The 20449-nt window shown below is 40.4% G+C and carries 18 protein-coding genes and 1 pseudogene; 4 read left to right on the top strand and 15 right to left on the bottom strand.

Annotated features, from left to right (window positions below; genetic code table 11):
* Positions 1-159: 159 nt before the first annotated feature.
* Positions 160-1614, top strand: a complete 1455-nt coding sequence (gene focA, locus AACS00_RS09645) for a formate transporter FocA (protein WP_110167241.1) — start codon at positions 160-162, stop codon at positions 1612-1614.
* 102 nt (positions 1615-1716) lie between these two features.
* Here the strand turns inward: focA and AACS00_RS09640 are convergent, their stop codons facing one another.
* Positions 1717-2280 carry a YceI family protein gene (locus AACS00_RS09640; RefSeq protein ID WP_004396355.1) on the bottom strand — a complete coding sequence of 188 codons (564 nt, stop codon included), beginning with the start codon at positions 2278-2280 and terminating at the stop codon, positions 1717-1719.
* Entirely contained in the window at positions 2277-2816 is a 540-nt protein-coding gene (locus tag AACS00_RS09635) for a cytochrome b (protein WP_072671158.1), read from the bottom strand. Before AACS00_RS09635 ends, AACS00_RS09640 begins: the two co-directional genes overlap by 4 nt.
* A gap of 521 nt (positions 2817-3337) precedes the next feature.
* Here AACS00_RS09635 and AACS00_RS09630 point away from each other — a divergent pair.
* Positions 3338-3973 (top strand): hypothetical protein, encoded by a 636-nt coding sequence (locus AACS00_RS09630; RefSeq protein ID WP_072671157.1) that lies wholly within the window; start codon positions 3338-3340, stop codon positions 3971-3973.
* 65 nt (positions 3974-4038) lie between these two features.
* Here the strand turns inward: AACS00_RS09630 and AACS00_RS09625 are convergent, their stop codons facing one another.
* The 6 genes and pseudogenes from AACS00_RS09625 to AACS00_RS09600 form a co-directional block, all read right to left on the bottom strand.
* Positions 4039-4425, bottom strand: coding sequence for a CBS domain-containing protein (locus AACS00_RS09625; protein ID WP_004396362.1), 387 nt, complete (start codon positions 4423-4425; stop codon positions 4039-4041).
* A 13-nt stretch (positions 4426-4438) separates the two neighbouring features.
* Positions 4439-4804, bottom strand: coding sequence for a hypothetical protein (locus AACS00_RS09620; RefSeq protein WP_004396364.1), 366 nt, complete (start codon positions 4802-4804; stop codon positions 4439-4441).
* The gene (locus AACS00_RS09615; protein ID WP_374058305.1) at positions 4801-5529 is read right to left on the bottom strand and encodes a DUF1538 domain-containing protein; all 729 of its coding nucleotides are present in this window, start codon (positions 5527-5529) and stop codon (positions 4801-4803) included. The genes AACS00_RS09620 and AACS00_RS09615 overlap by 4 nt, the downstream gene beginning before the upstream one ends.
* 75 nt (positions 5530-5604) lie before the next feature.
* A pseudogene (locus AACS00_RS09610) lies at positions 5605-6285 on the bottom strand (DUF1538 domain-containing protein); the annotation flags it as partial.
* A 537-nt stretch (positions 6286-6822) separates the two neighbouring features.
* Positions 6823-7632 (bottom strand): 4Fe-4S cluster-binding domain-containing protein, encoded by an 810-nt coding sequence (locus AACS00_RS09605; protein WP_110167240.1) that lies wholly within the window; start codon positions 7630-7632, stop codon positions 6823-6825.
* Positions 7632-9155 carry a YjjI family glycine radical enzyme gene (locus AACS00_RS09600; RefSeq protein WP_258306853.1) on the bottom strand — a complete coding sequence of 508 codons (1524 nt, stop codon included), beginning with the start codon at positions 9153-9155 and terminating at the stop codon, positions 7632-7634. The genes AACS00_RS09605 and AACS00_RS09600 overlap by 1 nt, the downstream gene beginning before the upstream one ends.
* A gap of 450 nt (positions 9156-9605) precedes the next feature.
* Between AACS00_RS09600 and alr the strand changes: the two genes are divergently transcribed.
* Entirely contained in the window at positions 9606-10706 is a 1101-nt protein-coding gene (gene alr, locus AACS00_RS09595; RefSeq protein WP_110167238.1) for an alanine racemase, read from the top strand.
* Between the two features lie 108 nt (positions 10707-10814).
* Here alr and AACS00_RS09590 read toward each other — a convergent pair whose 3' ends face one another.
* From AACS00_RS09590 to AACS00_RS09560, 7 genes are all read right to left on the bottom strand, one after another.
* On the bottom strand, positions 10815-12410 hold the full coding sequence (locus AACS00_RS09590) for an ABC-F family ATPase (RefSeq protein WP_072671153.1): 1596 nt from the start codon (positions 12408-12410) through the stop codon (positions 10815-10817).
* A 220-nt stretch (positions 12411-12630) separates the two neighbouring features.
* Positions 12631-13317: a response regulator gene (locus AACS00_RS09585; protein WP_072671152.1), complete on the bottom strand. Its 687-nt coding sequence runs from the start codon at positions 13315-13317 to the stop codon at positions 12631-12633.
* A 20-nt stretch (positions 13318-13337) separates the two neighbouring features.
* Positions 13338-14993, bottom strand: a complete 1656-nt coding sequence (locus AACS00_RS09580) for an ATP-binding protein (protein ID WP_110167237.1) — start codon at positions 14991-14993, stop codon at positions 13338-13340.
* Between the two features lie 126 nt (positions 14994-15119).
* Positions 15120-16622 (bottom strand): tripartite tricarboxylate transporter permease, encoded by a 1503-nt coding sequence (locus AACS00_RS09575; protein WP_072671151.1) that lies wholly within the window; start codon positions 16620-16622, stop codon positions 15120-15122.
* Positions 16623-16634: 12 nt separating this feature from the next.
* A complete protein-coding gene (locus AACS00_RS09570) occupies positions 16635-17126 on the bottom strand; it encodes a tripartite tricarboxylate transporter TctB family protein (protein ID WP_110167236.1) in 492 nt (163 codons plus the stop codon).
* 102 nt (positions 17127-17228) lie between these two features.
* Entirely contained in the window at positions 17229-18209 is a 981-nt protein-coding gene (locus AACS00_RS09565; protein WP_110167235.1) for a tripartite tricarboxylate transporter substrate binding protein, read from the bottom strand.
* Positions 18210-18510: 301 nt separating this feature from the next.
* The gene (locus tag AACS00_RS09560; protein WP_072671148.1) at positions 18511-19281 is read right to left on the bottom strand and encodes a DeoR/GlpR family DNA-binding transcription regulator; all 771 of its coding nucleotides are present in this window, start codon (positions 19279-19281) and stop codon (positions 18511-18513) included.
* Positions 19282-19541: 260 nt separating this feature from the next.
* Here AACS00_RS09560 and ltnD point away from each other — a divergent pair, with 260 nt between their 5' ends.
* Entirely contained in the window at positions 19542-20447 is a 906-nt protein-coding gene (ltnD, locus tag AACS00_RS09555) for an L-threonate dehydrogenase (protein WP_072671147.1), read from the top strand.
* Positions 20448-20449 lie beyond the last annotated feature (2 nt).

The following is a 20449-nucleotide window of genomic DNA, read 5'->3' as shown; positions in this document are numbered from 1 at the left end:
TACTGGCTCACCCAACTATATCAATAAAATTGATAGGGTAACCAAGAATTATCCATTTTACCGCCCTGCTCGTCTGCCCTAGTCTGGTTTGGTAACAACCCATACGGCGTTGTTTAATTTGTCAGGAGGTAATTATGAATGTGAGTCTGGAGAGCGCGTATGTCGACAGCCAACGCTGAAAATCAACACTATTTTTCACCCTATGAAATGATGGCTGAAGCAGAAAAATTTGCTTTAAGTAAAGCGCAAAAGACCAGTGGACTGACGCTAAGTTTAGCGGTGATGGCTGGTGCGTTTATTGGCTTAGCTTTTCTGTTTTACATTACCGTCACGACAGGCAGTGAAAGTGCAGGCTGGGGATTAAGCCGCCTTGCTGGTGGCCTTGCTTTTAGTATGGGGCTAATACTGATTGTCATTTGTGGCGGTGAGCTATTCACCAGCTCAGTACTATCGAGCATTTCATGGGCGAATAAACACATAAGCTTTAGCAAAATGCTCGCTATCTGGGGCAAAGTATACATTGGTAATTTTATTGGTGCGATGTTCCTACTCTTATTGGTGGCGGCGGCTGGCTTGTATCAATTAGATAACGGTCAATGGGGGCTTAATGCGCTAAATATCGCTCAACATAAACTGCATCATACGGCTGTTCAAGCTTTCGCCTTAGGGGTGCTTTGTAACCTTTTGGTATGTTTAGCCATCTGGTTAACCTTTAGTTCAGCCAATGCAATGACAAAAGCTGCGATGACAATATTGCCAGTAGCGATGTTTGTCTCTAGTGGCTTTGAGCACTGTGTGGCCAATATGTTCATGATCCCTTTAGGTATTGTGATTCATGCCTTTGCTCCAGAAAGCTTCTGGATACAGGTCGGCAGCACTCCTGCTCAATACGCCGACCTCAATATCTCTGCTTTTATTACGGCCAATCTTATCCCTGTCACTTTAGGAAATATTGTCGGCGGTGCCGTTTTGGTTGGTTTAGCGAATTGGTCAATCTATCGTCGCCCACACTTAAAAGCCGCTCATGTGAGCACCATAACAAAAACTACCCCTCTTCAGTCGGTTAAGGAAACTACTATGAAAAACGCAATTATCGTTCAAGATATGATGGATAAAAAAGCCATTACTCTCAGTGCAGAGACTCCAGTACCATCTGCTATCGATACTCTACTGGATAATTATCTTACCGCCGCTCCTGTCATCGATCGCCAAGGTCGTTTGATCGGCATGTTCTCAGCTCACGATGTGATGGTCGAACTATGGTGCCAAGACTATTTGCCGAATGCAGAACAAAAAGTGGTTGATTTAATGACTCGTGATGTAATTGCTATTAATGCGAGTGATAGTTTAGTTGATGTGGCAGAGTTCTTTTGCATCGACAAAGAGCAACTTTTCCCAACGACCAGCATGGGTATTGCCACTCGATTTAATGCGCTGTCCGTTGAAGAGCGTGCAAAAAGTATGAAAGTCAGTAAACCCCATGTGCTGCCTGTTTTAGATAAAGGGCAATTTGTCGGAGTTCTGAATCGCAATAATGTGTTGGCCGAGTTACGTGCAATTTATGGTGAACGAGTGACTGCGGTTAAAACAGAAAAAGAGTTAGCAAGAGCCTAAGCGATAATCACCCCATCGCAATGTTAATGCAGTAGAAAAAAATTCCCTGAATACTCAGGGAATTTTTCCATTTAGAGACTCAAATAAAAATCAGCACAGCGATTATTTTTTGATGCCTTCAACGTGCAGCTCCATGTCAACGTAACTTGATGGGCCAACCACTTTAATCGCGAAGTCTTTTAATTCTAGACGAGTCGTACCCATGAATCCGGCACGCTGTCCACCCCAAGGGTCCGTACCTGCACCAATAAACTGAGCATCGATAGTAATTGGCTTAGTATGGCCATGCAGAGTAAGATCACCAGTAATCGCTAAGTTACCATCGCCTTTATCCACCACCTGAGTACTGGTAAATGTCGCGGTGGAAAATTGCGAGGCATTGATAAAATCTGCGCTACGGATATGACGATCTCGCTCAGCATGATTAGAATCGAGACTGCGTGTATCAACATTTACCGTAACTTTTGAAGCTGCAATATTCTCAGGATCATAAGAAAACTCACCATTAAAGGTATTAAAACGACCTTTAATATAACTAAAACCTAAATGGTTCACTTTAAAGTTGATAGAAGCATGAGCTCCTTGAGTATCGATTACATAGTCAGCAGCGTTAGCACTAAAAGGTAATGCCAAAGCGAACGCTAATCCAAGTAAGCTCTTTTTCATTTTTTTGCTCCTGTCATTTTACGTAATGTATTGTCTTTATTGATAAAGTGATGTTTCAGTGCAGCTAAGGCATGAATAGAAACCATGATGATCAAAAACCAAGCGGCATAAAAATGAACATCACCTGAAATATCTGTCTGTCTTGGAAACAAACTACCAAGGCTAGGTACAGTGAACCAATCGAACACCGAAATGCCCCGACCATCGGCAGTAGAAATTAAGTAACCAGAAATAAAGATCACTGCCAAATTTACATAGATAAGCTTATGAACAATTTTGGCAGCGATACGCTCAAGTGGTTTACCTTCTACTGAAGGTGACGGCGTCACTAACTTCCAAATAAAACGAAATAAGGTTAACCCTGCCAGCAATATGCCAATTGACTTGTGCCAATGCGGAACCGTGTGATACCACTGGCTATAGTAGGATAAATCAACCATCCATAGGCCCGCGGCAAACATACCAATGACAACAACAGCGGATAGCCAATGAATAATTTGCAACGGTCGATTGTAATGTGTCACTTGGGTCTTCATAGGATTTCTCTGTGTAAAAGTGCCGAGTTGATACATCTTGATAACAGAGTATTTACCATTTGCTCCGTTCTGGATAGACAAGGCACTTGATGATGTTGTTCAATTTATTTGAAGAAACTTTTTCATGCCATATTTCACACAGTGTGACTGACACCGAAGAACAAATCATTGTTTAATTTCAACGAGTTAATGAAATTGGCTTATATGCACTTCAACTTAAATGGTAACATTATGAAATACATTGCCTTGATATGCTTTCGCTTGACTCAGAAAAATGAAAAGAAAAATGTATGCTAAAGCACACTCTACACTGCTTTCAGTTGCCAAGATCAGCGCGATTGCTTCATCATGCTGGTAATGATGCTGATCTTTTCATCAGAGCCAACTGATTGACAGTACACTATTATTTATTAGGCTATCGATGCTTGATGGTTAATTTTTCGAGATCAACGGGATTTGAATTTTAGGAAACGATTGAGGTTGGATCGTTTTAAGTAAATTTTGCGAAGGAGTACATCGTCTTGCTGTTGGATATAGTGACGCAAAGTGTCAATGAGTTTCAAGCCGATTGTTTAAAACTGTGTGAAAAGCACTACCCCACTATTCATAATCAAGGAATGAGTCAACATCACCTCAGCCATGCTTTTGCCCGACGATTAGCGCGAACATTAACTGAGTTTGGTCATTCCTGCGAATACATACCGTTAGACTTTATGCCCAACAATGATCTCCCTTATCATTTTAGAGTCAGTAGTGATGCAGGGACAGTGTGGATAATAACGCAACATATGGTCAGTGCTGGGAAAACGTGCCGCGCAAAACTATTGCGAGATATTTGTGCTTGGAAACAAGAGTACGCTTATGCCATTCAACCCAACGATCTATTACTCTTGCTCACTGATCATTGGATTAGTCGCAGCCAAAAGAGTCGTGAATTGTTACATTGGTGGACAGGCCGCTTGCCTGATGAGCTAGCTGACTATCAAGCACAGGGCATCACTCTCTATGAAAGTGAATCACAACTGCTGCAAACCTTAGAATCCACTTTTACCATGACACCTTGTTATATTAAATATGGGCATCCTCTTAAACGCTCTAAAAATCAACAACTCGTACGTAAATACATTCAGCTTTATGCCGTATTACAGGGTGCTTAACACCATAGATACTACGGCCTAGGTGTCCACCTAAGCCGTACTCAAAGCTGGATCCTGTCATGATATTAATCGATGCGCGCCAGTAAGGCATCCATAATATCATCCATCGATACAAACCCGAGCAGTTGATTATCATTTAAAACCAGTAGACGTTTAATATGTTGTTGAGTCATCAGCGTCGCTACATGTTTTAACGCCAGATTTTCACCAACGGATATCGCCGGTTTGGCGCATACGTCATAGACATTCAACAAGTCAATATCACCACCTTCCGCGATCACTGTTTTGACAATATCGGTATAAGTGATTAAACCAAACGCATCATTAGCATTTTGCTGTTCAACGACCAGAGATTTTAAATGATGTTTTTTCATCAACATCATGGCTTCACGTAACTTAGCGAACGGCGATATTGTGACAACGTCACGAATCATAACATCTTTTACTAACATAGGGTGTTTATCCTTATAATGTATCTTTTAACTGCTGTTGGAACAGCTGCTGTTCAAATTTATCCAGTTGATTGAGGTCAATCCCTGCTAAATGTTCTAATCCAATCGTAAAAGCAATTCCTCTTGAATCTTCTTCACTTGGACGTAACAGTGCTTGTAACGACTTTAAGACTTGTAAAGAAAGAGATTTTTCTAACACCATGAGTAAAACGGATTGACTACCATCGTAGGTTAAGCCAAAAAACGTTTTTCTGGTCTCATTACTGATCCCTCGGCCTGCCAATACGGTAATACCACCTGCGCCTTGCTCACGAGCGGTATCAATCGCTTCTTGCTCGAATTCTTCAGGTACGACGGCAACTAATACGGAAAACTTCATGATTTCACCTTTGAAAATTGAAAATACCATTGTGTGAAAATGGCGTAGATCATTACTGTAACTATCGGAAAAATTGAGGCAAAGGCAATCAAGCCAAAACCATCAATCAATACGTTTCGGCCTTCGATATGAGTCGCTAAGCCAATACCAAGAGCGGTAATAAGAGGAACAGTCATGTCAGATGTCGTTACCCCTCCCAAATCATACGCTAATGCAATAATATATTTTGGCGTCATTAATGTTAATATTATAACTAGCGCATAACCACCAACAATAAATTCATAAAGCGATGCACCATTGACAACTCGATAAGCTCCGATAGTGATACCTATCGCTAAACCTAAAGCGGCAAATATTCTAATCAATGAACCATTTACTTTACCAGAAGCACACTCCTCAGCTTGCTTGCCAACCGCAATTAAAGCAGGTTCAGCCATTGTCGCCGAAAAACCGATCATAAAAGCAAATAGATATACGTAAAGTACATTACCGCTCATAATCAGCTGTTCTGCCATAGAATTGCCTATTGGAAAAAGCCCCAGTTTTAAACCTAAAACAAAAATGTGCAAACCAATAACCACTAAAACAAAACCAAAAATAATGCTTCTCGGATTATTTAATCTCCTCCTTAACACTAAATATTGGAAAAATAAAATAGTTAGCATTATAGGTAATACATCCCTCACGGTTCCTAGAAGCTCTATAAAGGGGACATACCAAATCAAATGTTCATCTGTAGGTAGAGTACTAATAAAAGAAGAAACTTGAGATGTATCAAAAGAATAGACGTAGATACCATAAAGTTGAACCGTTAGTCTTGGTGCCATCGCAGCCATCGCAGCTAAGCCAAAACCATCAATCAGTGGATTTCGCCCACGAATCGAGCTCGCTAAGCCAACACCAATCGCGGTAATTAATGGTACCGTTACAATATTGGTCGTTACTCCCCCCGAATCATACGCAATCCCAATAATCTCCTCCGGTGCAAAATACGTAATAGCAATCGCTAATAAGTATCCGATAATCATAAACCAACGTAAGGGATATCCCATGATGGTACGAAAAACGCCTAATGCAATAACAAAACCAACCGACGTTGCGACTAATAAACGTAAGGTAAGACTATCAATTCGTCCTTCACTGATGGTTTGCGCCTGTTCAGCCACCGCAATCAGTGCTGGTTCAGCGACCACGGCAGAAAAGCCGATAGCAAACCCAAAACTGAGCAGAATAGGAATCGAGCCACGCCATGCAAATTGGTTGGCTAAGCTTTTTCCGATAGGAAAGATACTTAGCTCTAATCCTTGTAGAAAGAGAGCGACACCAATCGCTACGACTAATAAACCAAACGTCATTGTCCATACATCATCCGGAACTTGGCGTAATATCACGAGCTGAAAGAAAAGCACGACAGCAACAATCGGCAATAAATTTTTTAGCGCATGCAAAAGCGCATGATAAAAATCCTTGATAAATAACATCATTATTCCTGTTTTACGTGAAGAGAGTCCATTGCGCTGTCAAAATGGACGATAATTAACCGTTGTTATTTGAAAAGTACATATTAAACAATACACTACATCGACAAAAAGTAGCCAAACAATTATATAAAACGATAAGAAAAAACATAATGTTATTCAAAAATAGCGTTGATTTTTTGTTAACTCACGCAAAAATGATACGTAATAAAGAGAAAAAAATAGCTAAAGCAAAACATGGTTACTCTATTCCACATTTCGTAACGAACTTAAAATAAACACCGTTTGTAAAAGAGCAACATCAAAAGGGGTATACCCAAACAACTTGGAGTGGCAGGTGGAAAGTGAGTTTGTCCCCATGAGCATAGGCAGACTGTATGATTGGGGTGAACGAACATAACCAAAACCGCTGCAGCTTCAAGTAGGAGGGGTGAAGTTAACAAGAAAAGAAAAAGCTAGGCCTGTTAGCACCTAGCTTTTGTGATATTAAGCCTACTGACATTGTTAGATATTAATTTGCAGACGAAATCATAACCACCACTAATCCATTACACAACTGATATTTAGCTCAAGATTATTCGATAAAGCATCGCCAGTAAGCTTTGTCATCAAACGGCTTACTTGCTCTGCGGTAGCCGCAGGCCAAGACTTGGCAATGCCAGAAACACCATGATTGGTAAAAGCATTAATGCGGAGTCGAAAAGCCGAGCCTTTGGCTGACTGTAACTGTTGTAACTGATTTAAAAATTGCGCTAATGGGTCACTATATAAGTCGTAGTCCGTTTTTTCAGGTATGAGTAATAAACGTACTTCGCTTAATTTGCCATGTTCAGCCAGAAAGTGTAACGACCGTTTAACGGGCACATTGCTATGCCCTGTTAATTGATAATGACACCTTTCATGCCACGCTTTTAAATCGATCATTGCTCCATCCATCCAAGGCAACAAGCTTTGCCAGTGCTTGAGCGAAAGACTGCCATTACTATCGAGTAAGCAAGTTAATGACGATAGCTCTGGGGTGGTTTTCACCGCTTTAAATAGCTCGCGAACAAATTTGATTTGTAAACTCGCCTCACCACCACTGAGAGTAATGCCGGTAATGAAGTGTCGTCGCTGCCAGATCTGCTCAACAGCGTTAAACACCGTCATCGCTTGAGAATCCTCATGACAGCGAGCAATAGTTTGCGGATTATGACAAGCAGGGCAGCGATAATTACAGCCTTGAAGAAAAAATACCAAGCGGTTGCCGGGTCCATCGACCACAGAATAAGGTAATAATCGAGCAACTTGCCCCGTTATTGAACGCTGGATCGTTATCTCATCATTATCCTGAATCACTGTGGTCGGCATTACTCACCTGCAATAAATTCATGACTCACCACTCTTGGTGCTCGTTGAGTGACTTTTGTTTCAGTGCAGGCTTCAGCACCAAGCGCCGTTGTATTCGTGCGAGAGCCTTGTTGATAATACGCTTCTAAGTCCGATTTTTTTACCATATAGCCCGTAATTCTCACTAAATCATTTCCGTGAGTATTAGCCGTGAACTCCCTCATTCCATGAGCGAAAGCGCCTAAGCAGAGATCGGTTAACGCCTGAGGATTCGCTTTAATGGTTTCGTCTAGAGTTAAAATCTCACTAACCCCAGAAGGATAGTAAGCGTGCTGCGGTGCTAAGGCTAATAAATGGCTAACCGGGTCTGGCTCTTGACCATAACGAATTCGAATTCCTGGGGTGGTCTGCGTATCAATGGATAGCCCACCTTGAGAATGCAGTAAAGCTCGATTGGCTAAGCCATAAGTGACTGGCGTTGTGGTGACAATGTCACTTAAAGTTTGGCTGATCGTTAATGCGAGTTGGTTAGCCGCAGGGTCGCGCCCATATTCTGCCTTACCCGATAATAAATGATTGACCGCTTCGGCCATGCCATAAACACCAAACATTGGTGCAAAGCGAGCTTCTTCAATGAGCCCTTCTTCGACCAAAAAGCCCGTAAAGAAGTGGGATTGTTCATGTAAGAAGCGGCAACGCTGTTCAATTAATTCGTACATCAAGTGACAATAATAAGGTAGCGTATGATTTAAGAACGTATCGATATTTTGTGCTTGTTCAGCAACCGCTTTAAGATTTAAGCGTACCAAGGTATTCGCACCGCCACCCACGGGCAAAGCGTTATAACAACTGACAATACCGAAACTTGGCTGCCTATTTTGCTCTGCAAAGAAGGCTTGATGTAAAGGCCAATTCGCAATATGTGGTTTACTGCAGTGGATAATATTATCCGTTGCTTGACGAAGTAAACTGTTTGGCGTGCGCTGTGGGTCATACATGAGCGTTAAATTAGGAGCGACCTGCTGCAGTTCCGCATCAATGTTTAACACCATGCGACAAATACGATTATCCTCTGGACCAATATTCGCATGCATAAAGGCATCAGGAAGCGTTCTATCTAATTGAATCCAAAAACGTTTTAAGGAACGGTAAAGATGCTCGTCCGTCACATCATCACAATAAGGTAACAACAGTTGATCAAGGTAGCCCAAGAATACCGGCATATTGGTCACTGAGGGTACATGATGATATAACACCATTAATTTCATTAATGCATCGTCAAAATCTTCTGCAGGAGTCAATTCTAAATAGCGCGAACCTTGAGTTAGAAAGCGTTGATAATCGGGTAAGACATAACGAGGTTTAAACGGTGCATGCCCCTCATACATATCGCAAATAATACCTTGCTCCATTGCTTGGGTTAATTCTTGACTGCGAGAGACATAAGGTAAACTGGCTTCTGCTTGAGCCGCTAAAGCAAGCGTTTTTTGTTTCGGGCTTAAGATTGGATTGGTCACAATAGAGAAAAGATCATCGGTCATCATCGTATCCACATCGTTTACTCATCAATAACCTTATGCTACCAATGGTTTTAATAGTCGGAAAGCGGAATCAAGACACAGACCATTATGATGGCTTAAAGTATGAACTGCAGCACGTATTAACTATTTTTAAAACAAAAACTTATACAATAGAGATGGTTTAATTATCCCCCCCTTTCAGAAACTATCTCCAATTAGTTATCTTTATATAACCAAAATCAAACATTCTGTTTTTATCTTAAAGCCAGTATTTTTAATTGAAAATCACCTTGAGAAAGGTACAGCGTTCTCTCCAAGCAAAAACAAACAACATTTTATACAACATTATTAGCAAGATCACAGTCAATGAAACCACAATATACTAACAAACCATACAAATTTGCTACATAATAACCAAAAGTTGACCGTTATCTCTGATGTAGAGAGACGAATTTCAAGTACATAGGATGTTGTATGAAAACCGCTCAGGCCTCAATAGACTTAATCGCACTTCGCCATAACTATTTACGTTTAAAGTCACTATCTGGACAGCAAAAACTGATTGCTGTCATCAAAGGCGATGCCTATGGTCATGGTGCCGTCCAGTTGGCAAAAGCACTGCTAATGGCAGATTGGTTTGCCGTAGCACGAGTCGAAGAAGCAGAAGAGCTTATCGCTCATGGTATTGATCAACCAGTCCTGCTACTGGAAGGCTGTTTCTGTGCTGATGATTTACAACGTGCCGCCGAACTCAAGCTCGCAACCGTCATTCATTGTGAAGAGCAATTACGAGATTTAGAACAAAGTAACTTGGCTAACCCTATCAGTATTTGGTTGAAAATTGATACTGGAATGCATCGGCTTGGCGTTCGTCCAGAACAAGTGACAGAATATGTGCAGCGCATTGAAAGATGCGGAAAACTTAAAGGTCAACTCGGTTTTATGAGCCATTTTAGCTGTGCAGACGATCTTTCTCATCCTGCGACGCTGAAACAAATCGAGTGTTTTTCACAAGCGGCGTTCCCGTATTCCGGCCCGAAAAGTTTGGCTAATTCGGCAGGTATTTTATTTTGGCCAGAATCACAATTCAATGTCGCCAGAGCGGGGATCGCTTTGTACGGCATTTCCCCTAGCCTTTATCATTCGGGAATAGATCACCAATTACTGCCAGTAATGACCGTCAGTACACGTTTAATTGCTGTTCGTCAACATACCGCGAATCAACCTATAGGCTATGGTGAAACTTGGCATGCAAAACGAGATACGAAAATCGGAGTTATCGCTATGGGCTATGGTGATGGTTATCCTCGCTCCGCCCCAGCAGGTACGCCAGTATTTATTAATGGTCGCCAAGTGCCAATTGTCGGGCGAGTATCCATGGACATGATAACCGTAGATCTTGGGCCTGATGCGATGGATCAAGTGGGTGATAACGTAGAGATGTGGGGGAAAAACTTACCAGTAGAAACAGTAGCGAAACATATTGGTACCATTCCTTATGAATTAACGATTAAATTAACTAATCGGGTGGCTCGTCATTATATAGATAAAGTGGTTGAACGCTGTACGGTATAATTTATCATTTCATTGATGGTGAAAATAATTAGTCATCCCTAAACCGCTTTACGATTAAAAAGCCACCGCGCAATGCGGTGGCTTGGTAAAGGTTCATGATTTACCTGATTAGCCTATCAAACCTTGTTTGGCTAAGTATTCATCATAGGTGCCGTGGAAATCGTTGACGCCTTGTTTAGTGATCTCAATGATCCGCGTTGCAATAGACGAAACGAATTGACGGTCATGGGAGACAAACAGCAAGGTGCCTTTGTAGTTCTCTAACGCCAAGTTCAACGCTTCAATCGATTCCATATCCATGTGGTTGGTTGGTTCGTCCATCAACAAAATGTTCGGTTTTTGCATGATTAACTTACCAAATAGCATTCGACCTTGCTCACCACCTGAAATCACTTTGACCGACTTTTTAATGTCGTTTTGCGAAAACAGCATACGACCTAAGATGCCACGCACCGTTTGCTCATCTTCACCTTCGTTTTTCCACTGGCTCATCCAATCCAATAACGTCATATCGTCACTGAAATCATGAGCGTGATCTTGCGCGTAGAAACCGATGTTATTATTTTCAGACCATTTAATCATGCCTGCCATCGGCTCCATTGCACCCGCTAGGGTATTGAGCATGGTTGATTTACCGATACCGTTTTCACCGATGATGGCGATGCGCTCACCCACCTCTACCATTAAGTTCACGTTATCAAACAAGATGTTATCGCCGTAACCTTGTTTAAGCCCTTCAACTTCTAGCGCATTACGAAATAGCTCTTTCTTTTGGTCAAAACGAATAAACGGTGATTGACGGCTTGATGGCTTCACCTCTTGTAGCTGGATTTTATCCAACTGCTTTTGACGCGACGTAGCTTGCTTCGCTTTTGAAGCGTTAGCAGAGAAGCGGCTCACAAAGGTTTGTAGCTCAGCAATTTGCGCCTTTTTCTTGGCATTATCAGCATGTAAACGCTCACGAGCTTGTTCAGCGGCGCTCATATATTCATCGTAGTTACCGTGGAAAAGGCGCAGTTCACCATAGTCTAAATCCGCCATATGGGTACATACGGTATTTAAAAAGTGACGGTCGTGAGAAATAATGATCATGGTGCAGTTGCGCGCCAACAGCACTTGCTCTAACCAAGCGATAGTATGCATATCCAAGTTGTTGGTTGGCTCATCAAGTAGCATAATTTCTGGCTCGGCGAATAACACTTGCGCCAGTAAAACTCGAAGTTTCAGACCTGGAGCCACTTCACTCATTAAACCAAAATGCTGCGCTTCAGGAATGCCGAGCCCAAGTAGCAACTCTCCAGCGCGAGCTTCTGCTGAATAGCCGTCCATTTCAGCAAATTCAGTTTCAAGATCACCAACTCGCATACCATCTTCATCGGTCATTTCCGGTAACGCATAAATGCGGTCGCGTTCTTCTTTTACTTTCCACAATTCTTTATGACCCATGATCACCGTATCGACCACGGTATAGTTCTCAAAAGCGAACTGATCCTGACCAAGCTTTGCCATCCGCTCATTGGGATCAGTGGAAACCGTACCAGAAGAGGGTTCAAGTTCACCGCTAAGGATTTTCATAAAGGTGGATTTACCACAACCGTTTGCGCCAATCAGGCCATAGCGATTGCCATTACCAAATTTAATCGAGATATTTTCAAATAATGGCTTATCGCCAAATTGCATGGTGATGTTTGCAGTCGTTAACACAAAAAATTCCAAGTTGTTGGATGATGATAAACAAAAGGTTAGTTTTACTTACCTTTAAAAAATGCCGCCGATGGTAGCACTTTTTGTGACAAATATCACCTAAATTTGCAGACAAATCGTTCATCTAACAAAATAGACAATAAACCGTAATCAATATGAAAAACACATCCAATTTTGAATACAGTATTACTGAAAAAATGATCATTTAAAATAAAAAGGGTTAATTTTTAGTATAAACACGCTCGGGACGACCAACTTTACCGTATTCGTTTTCACTAATAATAAGACCATGAGTAGCACAGTATTCTAAATATCTCCGAGCTGTCGTTTTACTCACACCAGTATGTAGACTTACCTTTTCAACGGTAAACTTATCGCCATTATTTAAAGATAATAGACGAATAATTTTATCTAATGTTATCTGCTCTATACCTTTAGGTAGAAGGCTAACTTGCTGCTTTCTATGCTGAATGTTAAATAATTCATCAATGTATTTTTGATTTAAATTATCATAAGCTTTCATTGCATTATTGAGATCTAGATACCGTTGTAATGTTTGTTGAAATCGGTCAAAAGATATAGGTTTGAGTAAATAGTCAAAACAACCAAGCTGCATCGCTTCTTGAACCGTGTTTACGTCATCTGATGCTGTGATAAGTACAACATCTTGTTTTCTTTTCTTTTTCTGAGCAAGAATATCACGATATAAATCAATACCTAAACCATCTGGCAGATAGTTGTCGAGTAAGATAAGCTGTGGTTGATAAGCTTGAATAATAGTGCGAGCTGTCTTCTGGGTTTCAGCGATCCCAACAACAGTAAATCGACTAAAACCTTGAATGATATCCAAATAAATATTAGTAATATTTACGTCATCCTCAACAATAACGATATCAATCGTTTCCATTCCTCCCTCCTTATTTTATGCTAATTATTAATATAATTGGGGATAAATACAGAAAAAATACATCCCTGAGGTTCAGCATTATCAATGTTAATAAAACCACCCGCTTGTTTTACATAGTGATCGACAAGATATAGCCCAAGACCATGATCTTCCTTATCATCTTTACGAGTCACACCTCGATTCCATATTATCTCCTTCTCCTGTCTAGACAGACCGCTTCCATTGTCAGACACTTCAATCAAAATATCTTGTCCTGCATCAGTAATTAAAATGCCGACATAAGGATTCTTCGTTTGATTTATTCGACATGAATCAAAGGCATTCTCGATCAAATTTCCTAATACTGTACATAATTGATGATCATCTAACTTTGTTTGATTGTTACTTAACTGACAAGTTGGATCTAAACGAAAATCAATATTTAACTCTTGTGCACGTAAAGCTTTCCCTAGTAAAAATGCAGCGACTTGATTGACGCGAATAGAATGCTGAATAAAGTCTAAAAGCTCTTGTTTACTACTACTTTCATTATTAATTAATATCATGGCCTCTTGGATTTTCCCCATTTTTAACAATCCAGAAAGTGTCGTTAATTTATTAGAAAACTCATGGCGAAGAACACGAAAATTATCACTATATTGTTTAATTTGAGTTAAGCTTGCGGAGACCGCATACACATCATTCTGCTCACGAAAACTCAGAACCCAACCAACAAGATTTTTATTATGTAATATGGGTTCTCGATTAGCGATAATTTGATGATGGTTTAATCGATAAAACTCATCTTTTTGCTTATCGATGAGCGAACTCTTATTATCTAACCAACTACAATCATTAAGATAATCTCTAATATTAATATTTTCTTCTAAACCGCATGGAAGATAGCGTTTTGCTGCTGGATTTATAACAATTATCCTACCTTGTAAATCAACCGCAATAATACCCTCATAGACAGCATATAAAATAGATTGCTGAATTTCCCAAGAGAGCGAAATTTCTTCTGGCTCCATATTATTCATTTTTCTTTGTATGTGCCGAGAAAACAACCAGACTAATAATAATGAAATAGAAATTAATAATAAGGCATCAACAAGCAAAGGACGAAAATAGTCTTTAAGCCAATATTGAAACCGTGTTAATAGATAACCGACTGAAACCACACCAATAATATTACCTTGGCTATCAATAATCGGTGACTTCCCTCGTATACCATAACCTAAACTCCCTTCTCGTAAAGAGGTATACGATTCCTTTCTTAATAAGGCCCCCGCATTATCATCACCTTGCATTGGATAACCTATACGATCCGGCTCTGGATGAAATAAGCGAATACCATTTTTATCACCAATAACAATAAAGCTCGCATCAGAATAATGCATGATACGCTCAATCGCCTTTTGAATTTCTGTAATGTTTTTTGTTTCTACTAAAGTAATCAACTCTGGATCACTAGCAATATCTTGAGCTTGTAATAATGCACGAGTGCGAACTTGATCATCAATAGAAGAAGCTAATGCTTGATAGAATCCCCAGGCCATGTAAAGGAATTGAATCAGGAGTAAAAAAGTCAGCAATAAGAATATCTTATTACGAAAGCGTAAATGTATATAAAAACATCGGTTTTGATTGTTATTTATCTGAACCACATCCAGATTTTTACGCATTACTTTATACATATTCACTCATATAATTGCACAAATCCTCTATTCCACAGCATACCTAAAGACAACAACTTTGCTACCAGCATGTAACAAAAAAAAGGGCAAAGTCACAAAATGACTTTACCCTTTGAAATATTTATCTTAAGCCATATTTGAAAGGCTTTTATTTCTAAATGCGTTAATTAATGGCCAACAGATTGAAAAAATCGTCACTATCAATAGAAATTGAGCAATTCCTGATTGAACAAAAATACTGAACTCTTGATTAGAGATCCGAAATGCTTGTCTAAACGACTGTTCCATTTGGCTGCCAACAATAACAGCAAGAATCATTGGCGCGGTAGGAATAACCAGTTTGTGCATAATAAACCCAACGATACCTAATAAAATTAAGATATAAAAATCTACCACTGAATTCCCAATAGCATAACAGCCCACGAATGCAAGCCCTAGAACAATAGGATATAAAACATTCGCAGGGATAGCGAGCATACGAACTAAAACACCTGCTAATGGAATATTTACAAAAGCCAGAATAATATTCGCGACAAATAAACTTGCGATCAATCCCCACGCTGTTTCTGGATGCTGGGTGAATAAAAGCGGCCCAGGTTGTATTCCTAACATTAATAAGGCTCCCATCATGACTGCCGTCGTACCGGAACCAGGGATACCTAATGAGAGCATAGGAATCATCGCTCCAATGGATGCTGAGTTATTCGCTGATTCAGGAGCGGCTAGCCCTTCTATGGCACCTTTGCCAAATTCATCTTTGTTGGGTGAGAGTTGTTTCTCATTATTATAACAAAGTAACGATGCCATTGTTCCCCCTGCACCGGGAAGTGCTCCGACAATAAAACCAACAGGGGCACTGCGTAAAATTGGCCATTTTGATCTGCGCCAATCCTCTTTACTGATCCAAATCCGTTTAAACTGAGTCTGTGCTTTTTTACTACCATCACCTAAAGTTGTCATGCTTTTCAGCACTTCTCCTAATGCATAAATGCCAATGATCACCACCAAGAAGTCAACACCTGTTTGGAGCTCAAGGGAGCCAAAAGTAAAACGACTTAATCCGGATTGAGCATCAATGCCGATTGTTGCAATCGCTAATCCTATTGCCATAGAGAAGAAACCTTTCAGCATATTGCCTTTAGACATAGAAACCGTCATCGAAAGGGCGGCTAGCATTAACATAAAATATTCTGCTGGGCCAAATCTAATCGCAAAGTTGGCTACAGGCTCAGCAAGAAAGGTCATGAGCACCGCAGCGATAGTACCTCCGATCAATGATGCGATTGCTGAGATAGCAAGTGCCGCTTCTGCACGCCCTTTCATTGCCATCGGATAACCATCGAAGGTTGCCGCTAAGGCAGCACCGTCTCCGGGTGTATTGATTAAAATTGAACTACGGGAACCACCAAACATCGCCCCCATATAGATCCCTGTCATCGTAATTAATGATGCCGTAGGCCCCATGGCATAAGTCATGGGCAATAGAACCGCAACCCCCGTCGCCGGACCAAGACCTGGTAGCATGCCGATAATCGTTCCCATGATCCCACCAAGTGTTATCAGTAGAAGATAATAAGGCTGTAAAGCAATCCCAAAGCCATTAAAAAGATTCGTAAATATATCTGTCATAGTTAATTTTCCTTAACTAAAAAGTGTTCCGCTAGGTAAATTAATGGATAATAATTCATTGAAAATGAAGTAAATCCCAACAGAAAAAACCACACCAATGACTAATGATTGCTTCCAACGTTTAATACCACATGTAACCATTAACATCATCAGCATAAAAAATATCGTACTTATAACAAAGCCAACTGGCTCAAACATAAAAGAATACAGCAATGAAATTAAACACGTTGATAGTACCCTATATGTATTAATCTTATTTTTTGAATGCTCATCAATCGTCTTCATTATTGCTGTCATTGATGGAGAAAATCGACCATTAACGATCAATAATAATCCAATCACAATCATAAATACCGAAATCGATAAAGGCATAATAATTGGTTCCCACTCATTACCAAATATAGGTCTTGGTAATAAATAGGCGTAACCACCATAGCTTAAGCCAAAGAGAACACTGATAATACCGGTCAATCCATCCCAATTAGATTTACTATAATCTTTCATATTTATATCATCCATAAATATACAAGAGAATAAACCAATACCTATAACTATAATTTTTATCTAGGAAATTGGTTTATTTCTGTATTGAAAATTTATATAACTCTAGAAAACTTCTTTAATCAATGCATTGTATTGTTGATTCGTATTTTCTAAGAATGGTTGAAAATCATCAAAATCCAGATAAGCATCATCCCATCCATTGCGTTGTAATGCGGCTTTCCAGCTATCGGTATGAATCATTTTCTCTAAAGCATCACGCCAATAATTGATGGCTTCTTCTGGCATATCTTTCGGCCCAAATAAACCACGCCAATTTTCAAAAACTACATCAATTCCCTGCTCTCTAACGGTAGGAATCTCGGCCATCATCCCTTCACCAACTCGTTTATCAGCAGTTTGAGCCAATGCTCTCAACTCACCACTTTGTATTAAACCAGCTACATCGCCTAACCCTGTTGAAATCAAATCAATGTGTCCGCCTAAAATCTGAGCAACAACTCCACCGTCTTGAAATGATATATAGTCAATATTTTTTAAATTATTAACCCCAGCAGCTTTCGCCACTAAGAGAAATTGAATATGGTCCATTGAGCCAGCAGCGGATGTTCCACCTATTTTAATAGACTTAGGATCTTCTTTTAGTGCCTCCATAACCTGATTAATTGAGGTATAAGGAGAATTTTTAGGCACAACAAAAGCGGCATAATCCGTAATTAAACGCGCAATAGGGGTCGTATCTTGGTAACTGTATGGTGTTAAACCAACTAAATGAGTCAGTAAGATTGGAGGAGAATAAACAGAAATTAAGTCTCCTTTGCCTTTCTGACTTTGCATATAAGCCAAATTGACTGCGCCTCCACCACCGGGACGATTAATCACCGGTAGATTAGCATTAATAATCCCCTCATCTTTTAATGTCTTAGCTACGGTACGAATCGTAATATCCCATCCTCCCCCCGCACCCGCTGGAGCAACCATATTAATGGTTCTTGGAGGATATGATTTCGCAAAAGCAGAGGATACCCCTAATAAAGAGCTGAGTAGTATCAACCATGTTACAGAGATATATTTTAATTTATTCATCATTCTATCCTTGTGTCTGATTTAATGTAAATTATTTTTATAGTTTTTAATCTGGCTTATATTGTTGCTCCATTAACAAATGGTTAATTAAAACAACTTATAATGTTTTCAACTTGTTTACATTAAGTGACAATAAAGTAAATTAACGAGAGGAAGGACACTTTTTACCGTACCGCTTATGGTGTTTATGGTTTTTATGATGTTAATTATTGGCCGAAAAAGGTAGACGTCAGCTAACCCATTGATCTAATTAGCAGCTGACACCAATCTTGAAAAACATGACGAGCTTATGGGGCAATGATTAAGAGTTTTTACTCTCGATCAACACAGAAATCCCTTCTTCTGCTAATTCTTGTCGAACACTGATTGGAAATGCCCGGTCAGTGATCACCACATCAAAACACTGCATATCGAGCGCATGAAAGGTGGCAACTTTGCCATATTTAGAGGAGTCAGAAACAAGGATGACTTTTTGTGCTGCCGCTGCGACTGCCTTTTTGACAATGACTTTAGGCTCACTGGGCGTAGAGATACCGCGCAGATTCCACGATGAAGTTGAGACAAACGCGATATCCACATTCATTCCCGCCAGAAAGTCTGACACTTTACTCCCTACGCTGGACTGATTCTCACGATCAATTCTTCCGCCCGTATGATAAAGCTCGCTTTTACTGTGATGGGTCAGAAAAGCCGCAATAACAAAATCGTTAGTAATGAAAAGTAGATCATTACGGCTAGCAAGTTGATGAGCGATTTCCAGTGTAGTGGTCCCAGCATCAAGATAAACCGTAGCATTTTGTGGCACCAACTGACTAGCAATAAGGCCAATCATCGCTTTCTCGTTAGCGTGTTGCGTCGCTTTAGCATCATGAGAAGGCTCCTGATGCAGCACTTTAGTCAGTTGCACACCGCCTGACACGGACAATACCTTACCCAATTTTTCAAGTTTAGCGATATCGCGACGAATGGTCATGTGCGACACCTCTAATTGCTCAACCAGTTCGTTAATGCTGATCACTTCCTGTTGTGAAAGCAGAGATAGGATAGTTTTGTGACGTTCTGCTGGAATCATAATGACTTAGCTATAAGTAATGAGTGTACTCATATTACCAGTCATCAGCCATGGTGTGAAGTTGTGTTAACTATTGTTAAAAACAAACAAGTTCTGGAGAAAGACTGAAGCTATAAAGTGTGAACATCTAGTTAATTTCCATATTATTACTAATAATTGTTAATTTTTGTGACGGAAGACGCATGACACCTCACCAAGCATCACATATAATCACAATTAATAACACAAATTAACATCAATCTTTAATGCGAGATAAGTATATGGATAATCAAACCGTGAAATCGATAGCGGTGATCGGATTAGGATCTATGGGAATGGGGGCTGCAAAATCCTGTATTCGCGCAGGACTCGATGTGTACGGCATTGACCTCAACCCAATCGCTCTCGAAACACTAGGTAACTACGGGGCGAAAGCGGTAGCTAGCGACGCCAATCTATTTGCTCACGAACTCGATGCGGTTTTATTGTTAGTCATCAACGCCAAGCAAGTGAAATCGATTTTGTTCGATTCAGGTTTAGCCGCCAACCTAAAACCAGGCACAGCTATCATGGTGTCTGCCACCATCTCTGCCCAAGATGCAAAAGATATTGAAGCGGGCCTTAAGCCTTACCACTTGCTGATGTTAGACGCCCCCGTTTCCGGTGGTGCAATAAAAGCCGAAGCCGGTGATATGACCATCATGGCATCCGGAAGTATAGAGGCATTCACTAAATTGGCTCCCGTGTTAGCGGCAACGGCAGGCAAAGTTTATAACATCGGTACCGAAATTGGCCTTGGTGCTACTGTTAAAATCATTCACCAACTTTTGGCAGGTGTACATATTGCTGCCGGAGCTGAAGCGATGGCACTGGCCGCTCGTGCCAATATTCCTCTCGATTTAATGTACGACGTGGTCACTAACGCAGCAGGTAATTCTTGGATGTTTGAAAACCGAATGAAACACGTTGTTGATGGTGACTACTCGCCAAAATCAATGGTCGATATCTTTGTTAAAGACCTTAATCTGGTCGCCAATACCGCACAAGATCTGAAATTCCCTCTGCCACTGGCGAGTACAGCACTCAACATGTTTATCTCTGCTAGTAATGCAGGTTTTGGTCAAGAAGATGACAGCGCAGTGATCAAGATTTTTGATGGCATCAATCTACCTGGCATGGAGAAATAATT

Source organism: Vibrio sp. 11986-1-5, from assembly GCF_963878025.1.
Lineage (GTDB): Bacteria > Pseudomonadota > Gammaproteobacteria > Enterobacterales > Vibrionaceae > Vibrio > Vibrio injensis.
Note: the sequence above shows the minus strand (reverse complement) of the source record. Positions and strands in the feature narration are given on the sequence as shown.

What these genes read in the sequence shown, in the direction of transcription:
- AACS00_RS09560 (WP_072671148.1), bottom strand. Translation starts at nt 19,281, where the DNA reads ATGATTCCAGCAGAACGTCACAAAACTATCCTATCTCTGCTTTCACAA.
- AACS00_RS09580 (WP_110167237.1), bottom strand. Translation starts at nt 14,993, where the DNA reads ATGTATAAAGTAATGCGTAAAAATCTGGATGTGGTTCAGATAAATAAC.
- AACS00_RS09635 (WP_072671158.1), bottom strand. Translation starts at nt 2,816, where the DNA reads ATGAAGACCCAAGTGACACATTACAATCGACCGTTGCAAATTATTCAT.
- AACS00_RS09575 (WP_072671151.1), bottom strand. Translation starts at nt 16,622, where the DNA reads ATGACAGATATATTTACGAATCTTTTTAATGGCTTTGGGATTGCTTTA.
- AACS00_RS09605 (WP_110167240.1), bottom strand. Translation starts at nt 7,632, where the DNA reads ATGCCGACCACAGTGATTCAGGATAATGATGAGATAACGATCCAGCGT.
- AACS00_RS09600 (WP_258306853.1), bottom strand. Translation starts at nt 9,155, where the DNA reads ATGATGACCGATGATCTTTTCTCTATTGTGACCAATCCAATCTTAAGC.
- alr (WP_110167238.1), top strand. Translation starts at nt 9,606, where the DNA reads ATGAAAACCGCTCAGGCCTCAATAGACTTAATCGCACTTCGCCATAAC.
- focA (WP_110167241.1), top strand. Translation starts at nt 160, where the DNA reads ATGTCGACAGCCAACGCTGAAAATCAACACTATTTTTCACCCTATGAA.
- AACS00_RS09625 (WP_004396362.1), bottom strand. Translation starts at nt 4,425, where the DNA reads ATGTTAGTAAAAGATGTTATGATTCGTGACGTTGTCACAATATCGCCG.
- AACS00_RS09620 (WP_004396364.1), bottom strand. Translation starts at nt 4,804, where the DNA reads ATGAAGTTTTCCGTATTAGTTGCCGTCGTACCTGAAGAATTCGAGCAA.
- AACS00_RS09640 (WP_004396355.1), bottom strand. Translation starts at nt 2,280, where the DNA reads ATGAAAAAGAGCTTACTTGGATTAGCGTTCGCTTTGGCATTACCTTTT.
- AACS00_RS09585 (WP_072671152.1), bottom strand. Translation starts at nt 13,317, where the DNA reads ATGGAAACGATTGATATCGTTATTGTTGAGGATGACGTAAATATTACT.
- ltnD (WP_072671147.1), top strand. Translation starts at nt 19,542, where the DNA reads ATGGATAATCAAACCGTGAAATCGATAGCGGTGATCGGATTAGGATCT.
- AACS00_RS09570 (WP_110167236.1), bottom strand. Translation starts at nt 17,126, where the DNA reads ATGAAAGATTATAGTAAATCTAATTGGGATGGATTGACCGGTATTATC.
- AACS00_RS09565 (WP_110167235.1), bottom strand. Translation starts at nt 18,209, where the DNA reads ATGAATAAATTAAAATATATCTCTGTAACATGGTTGATACTACTCAGC.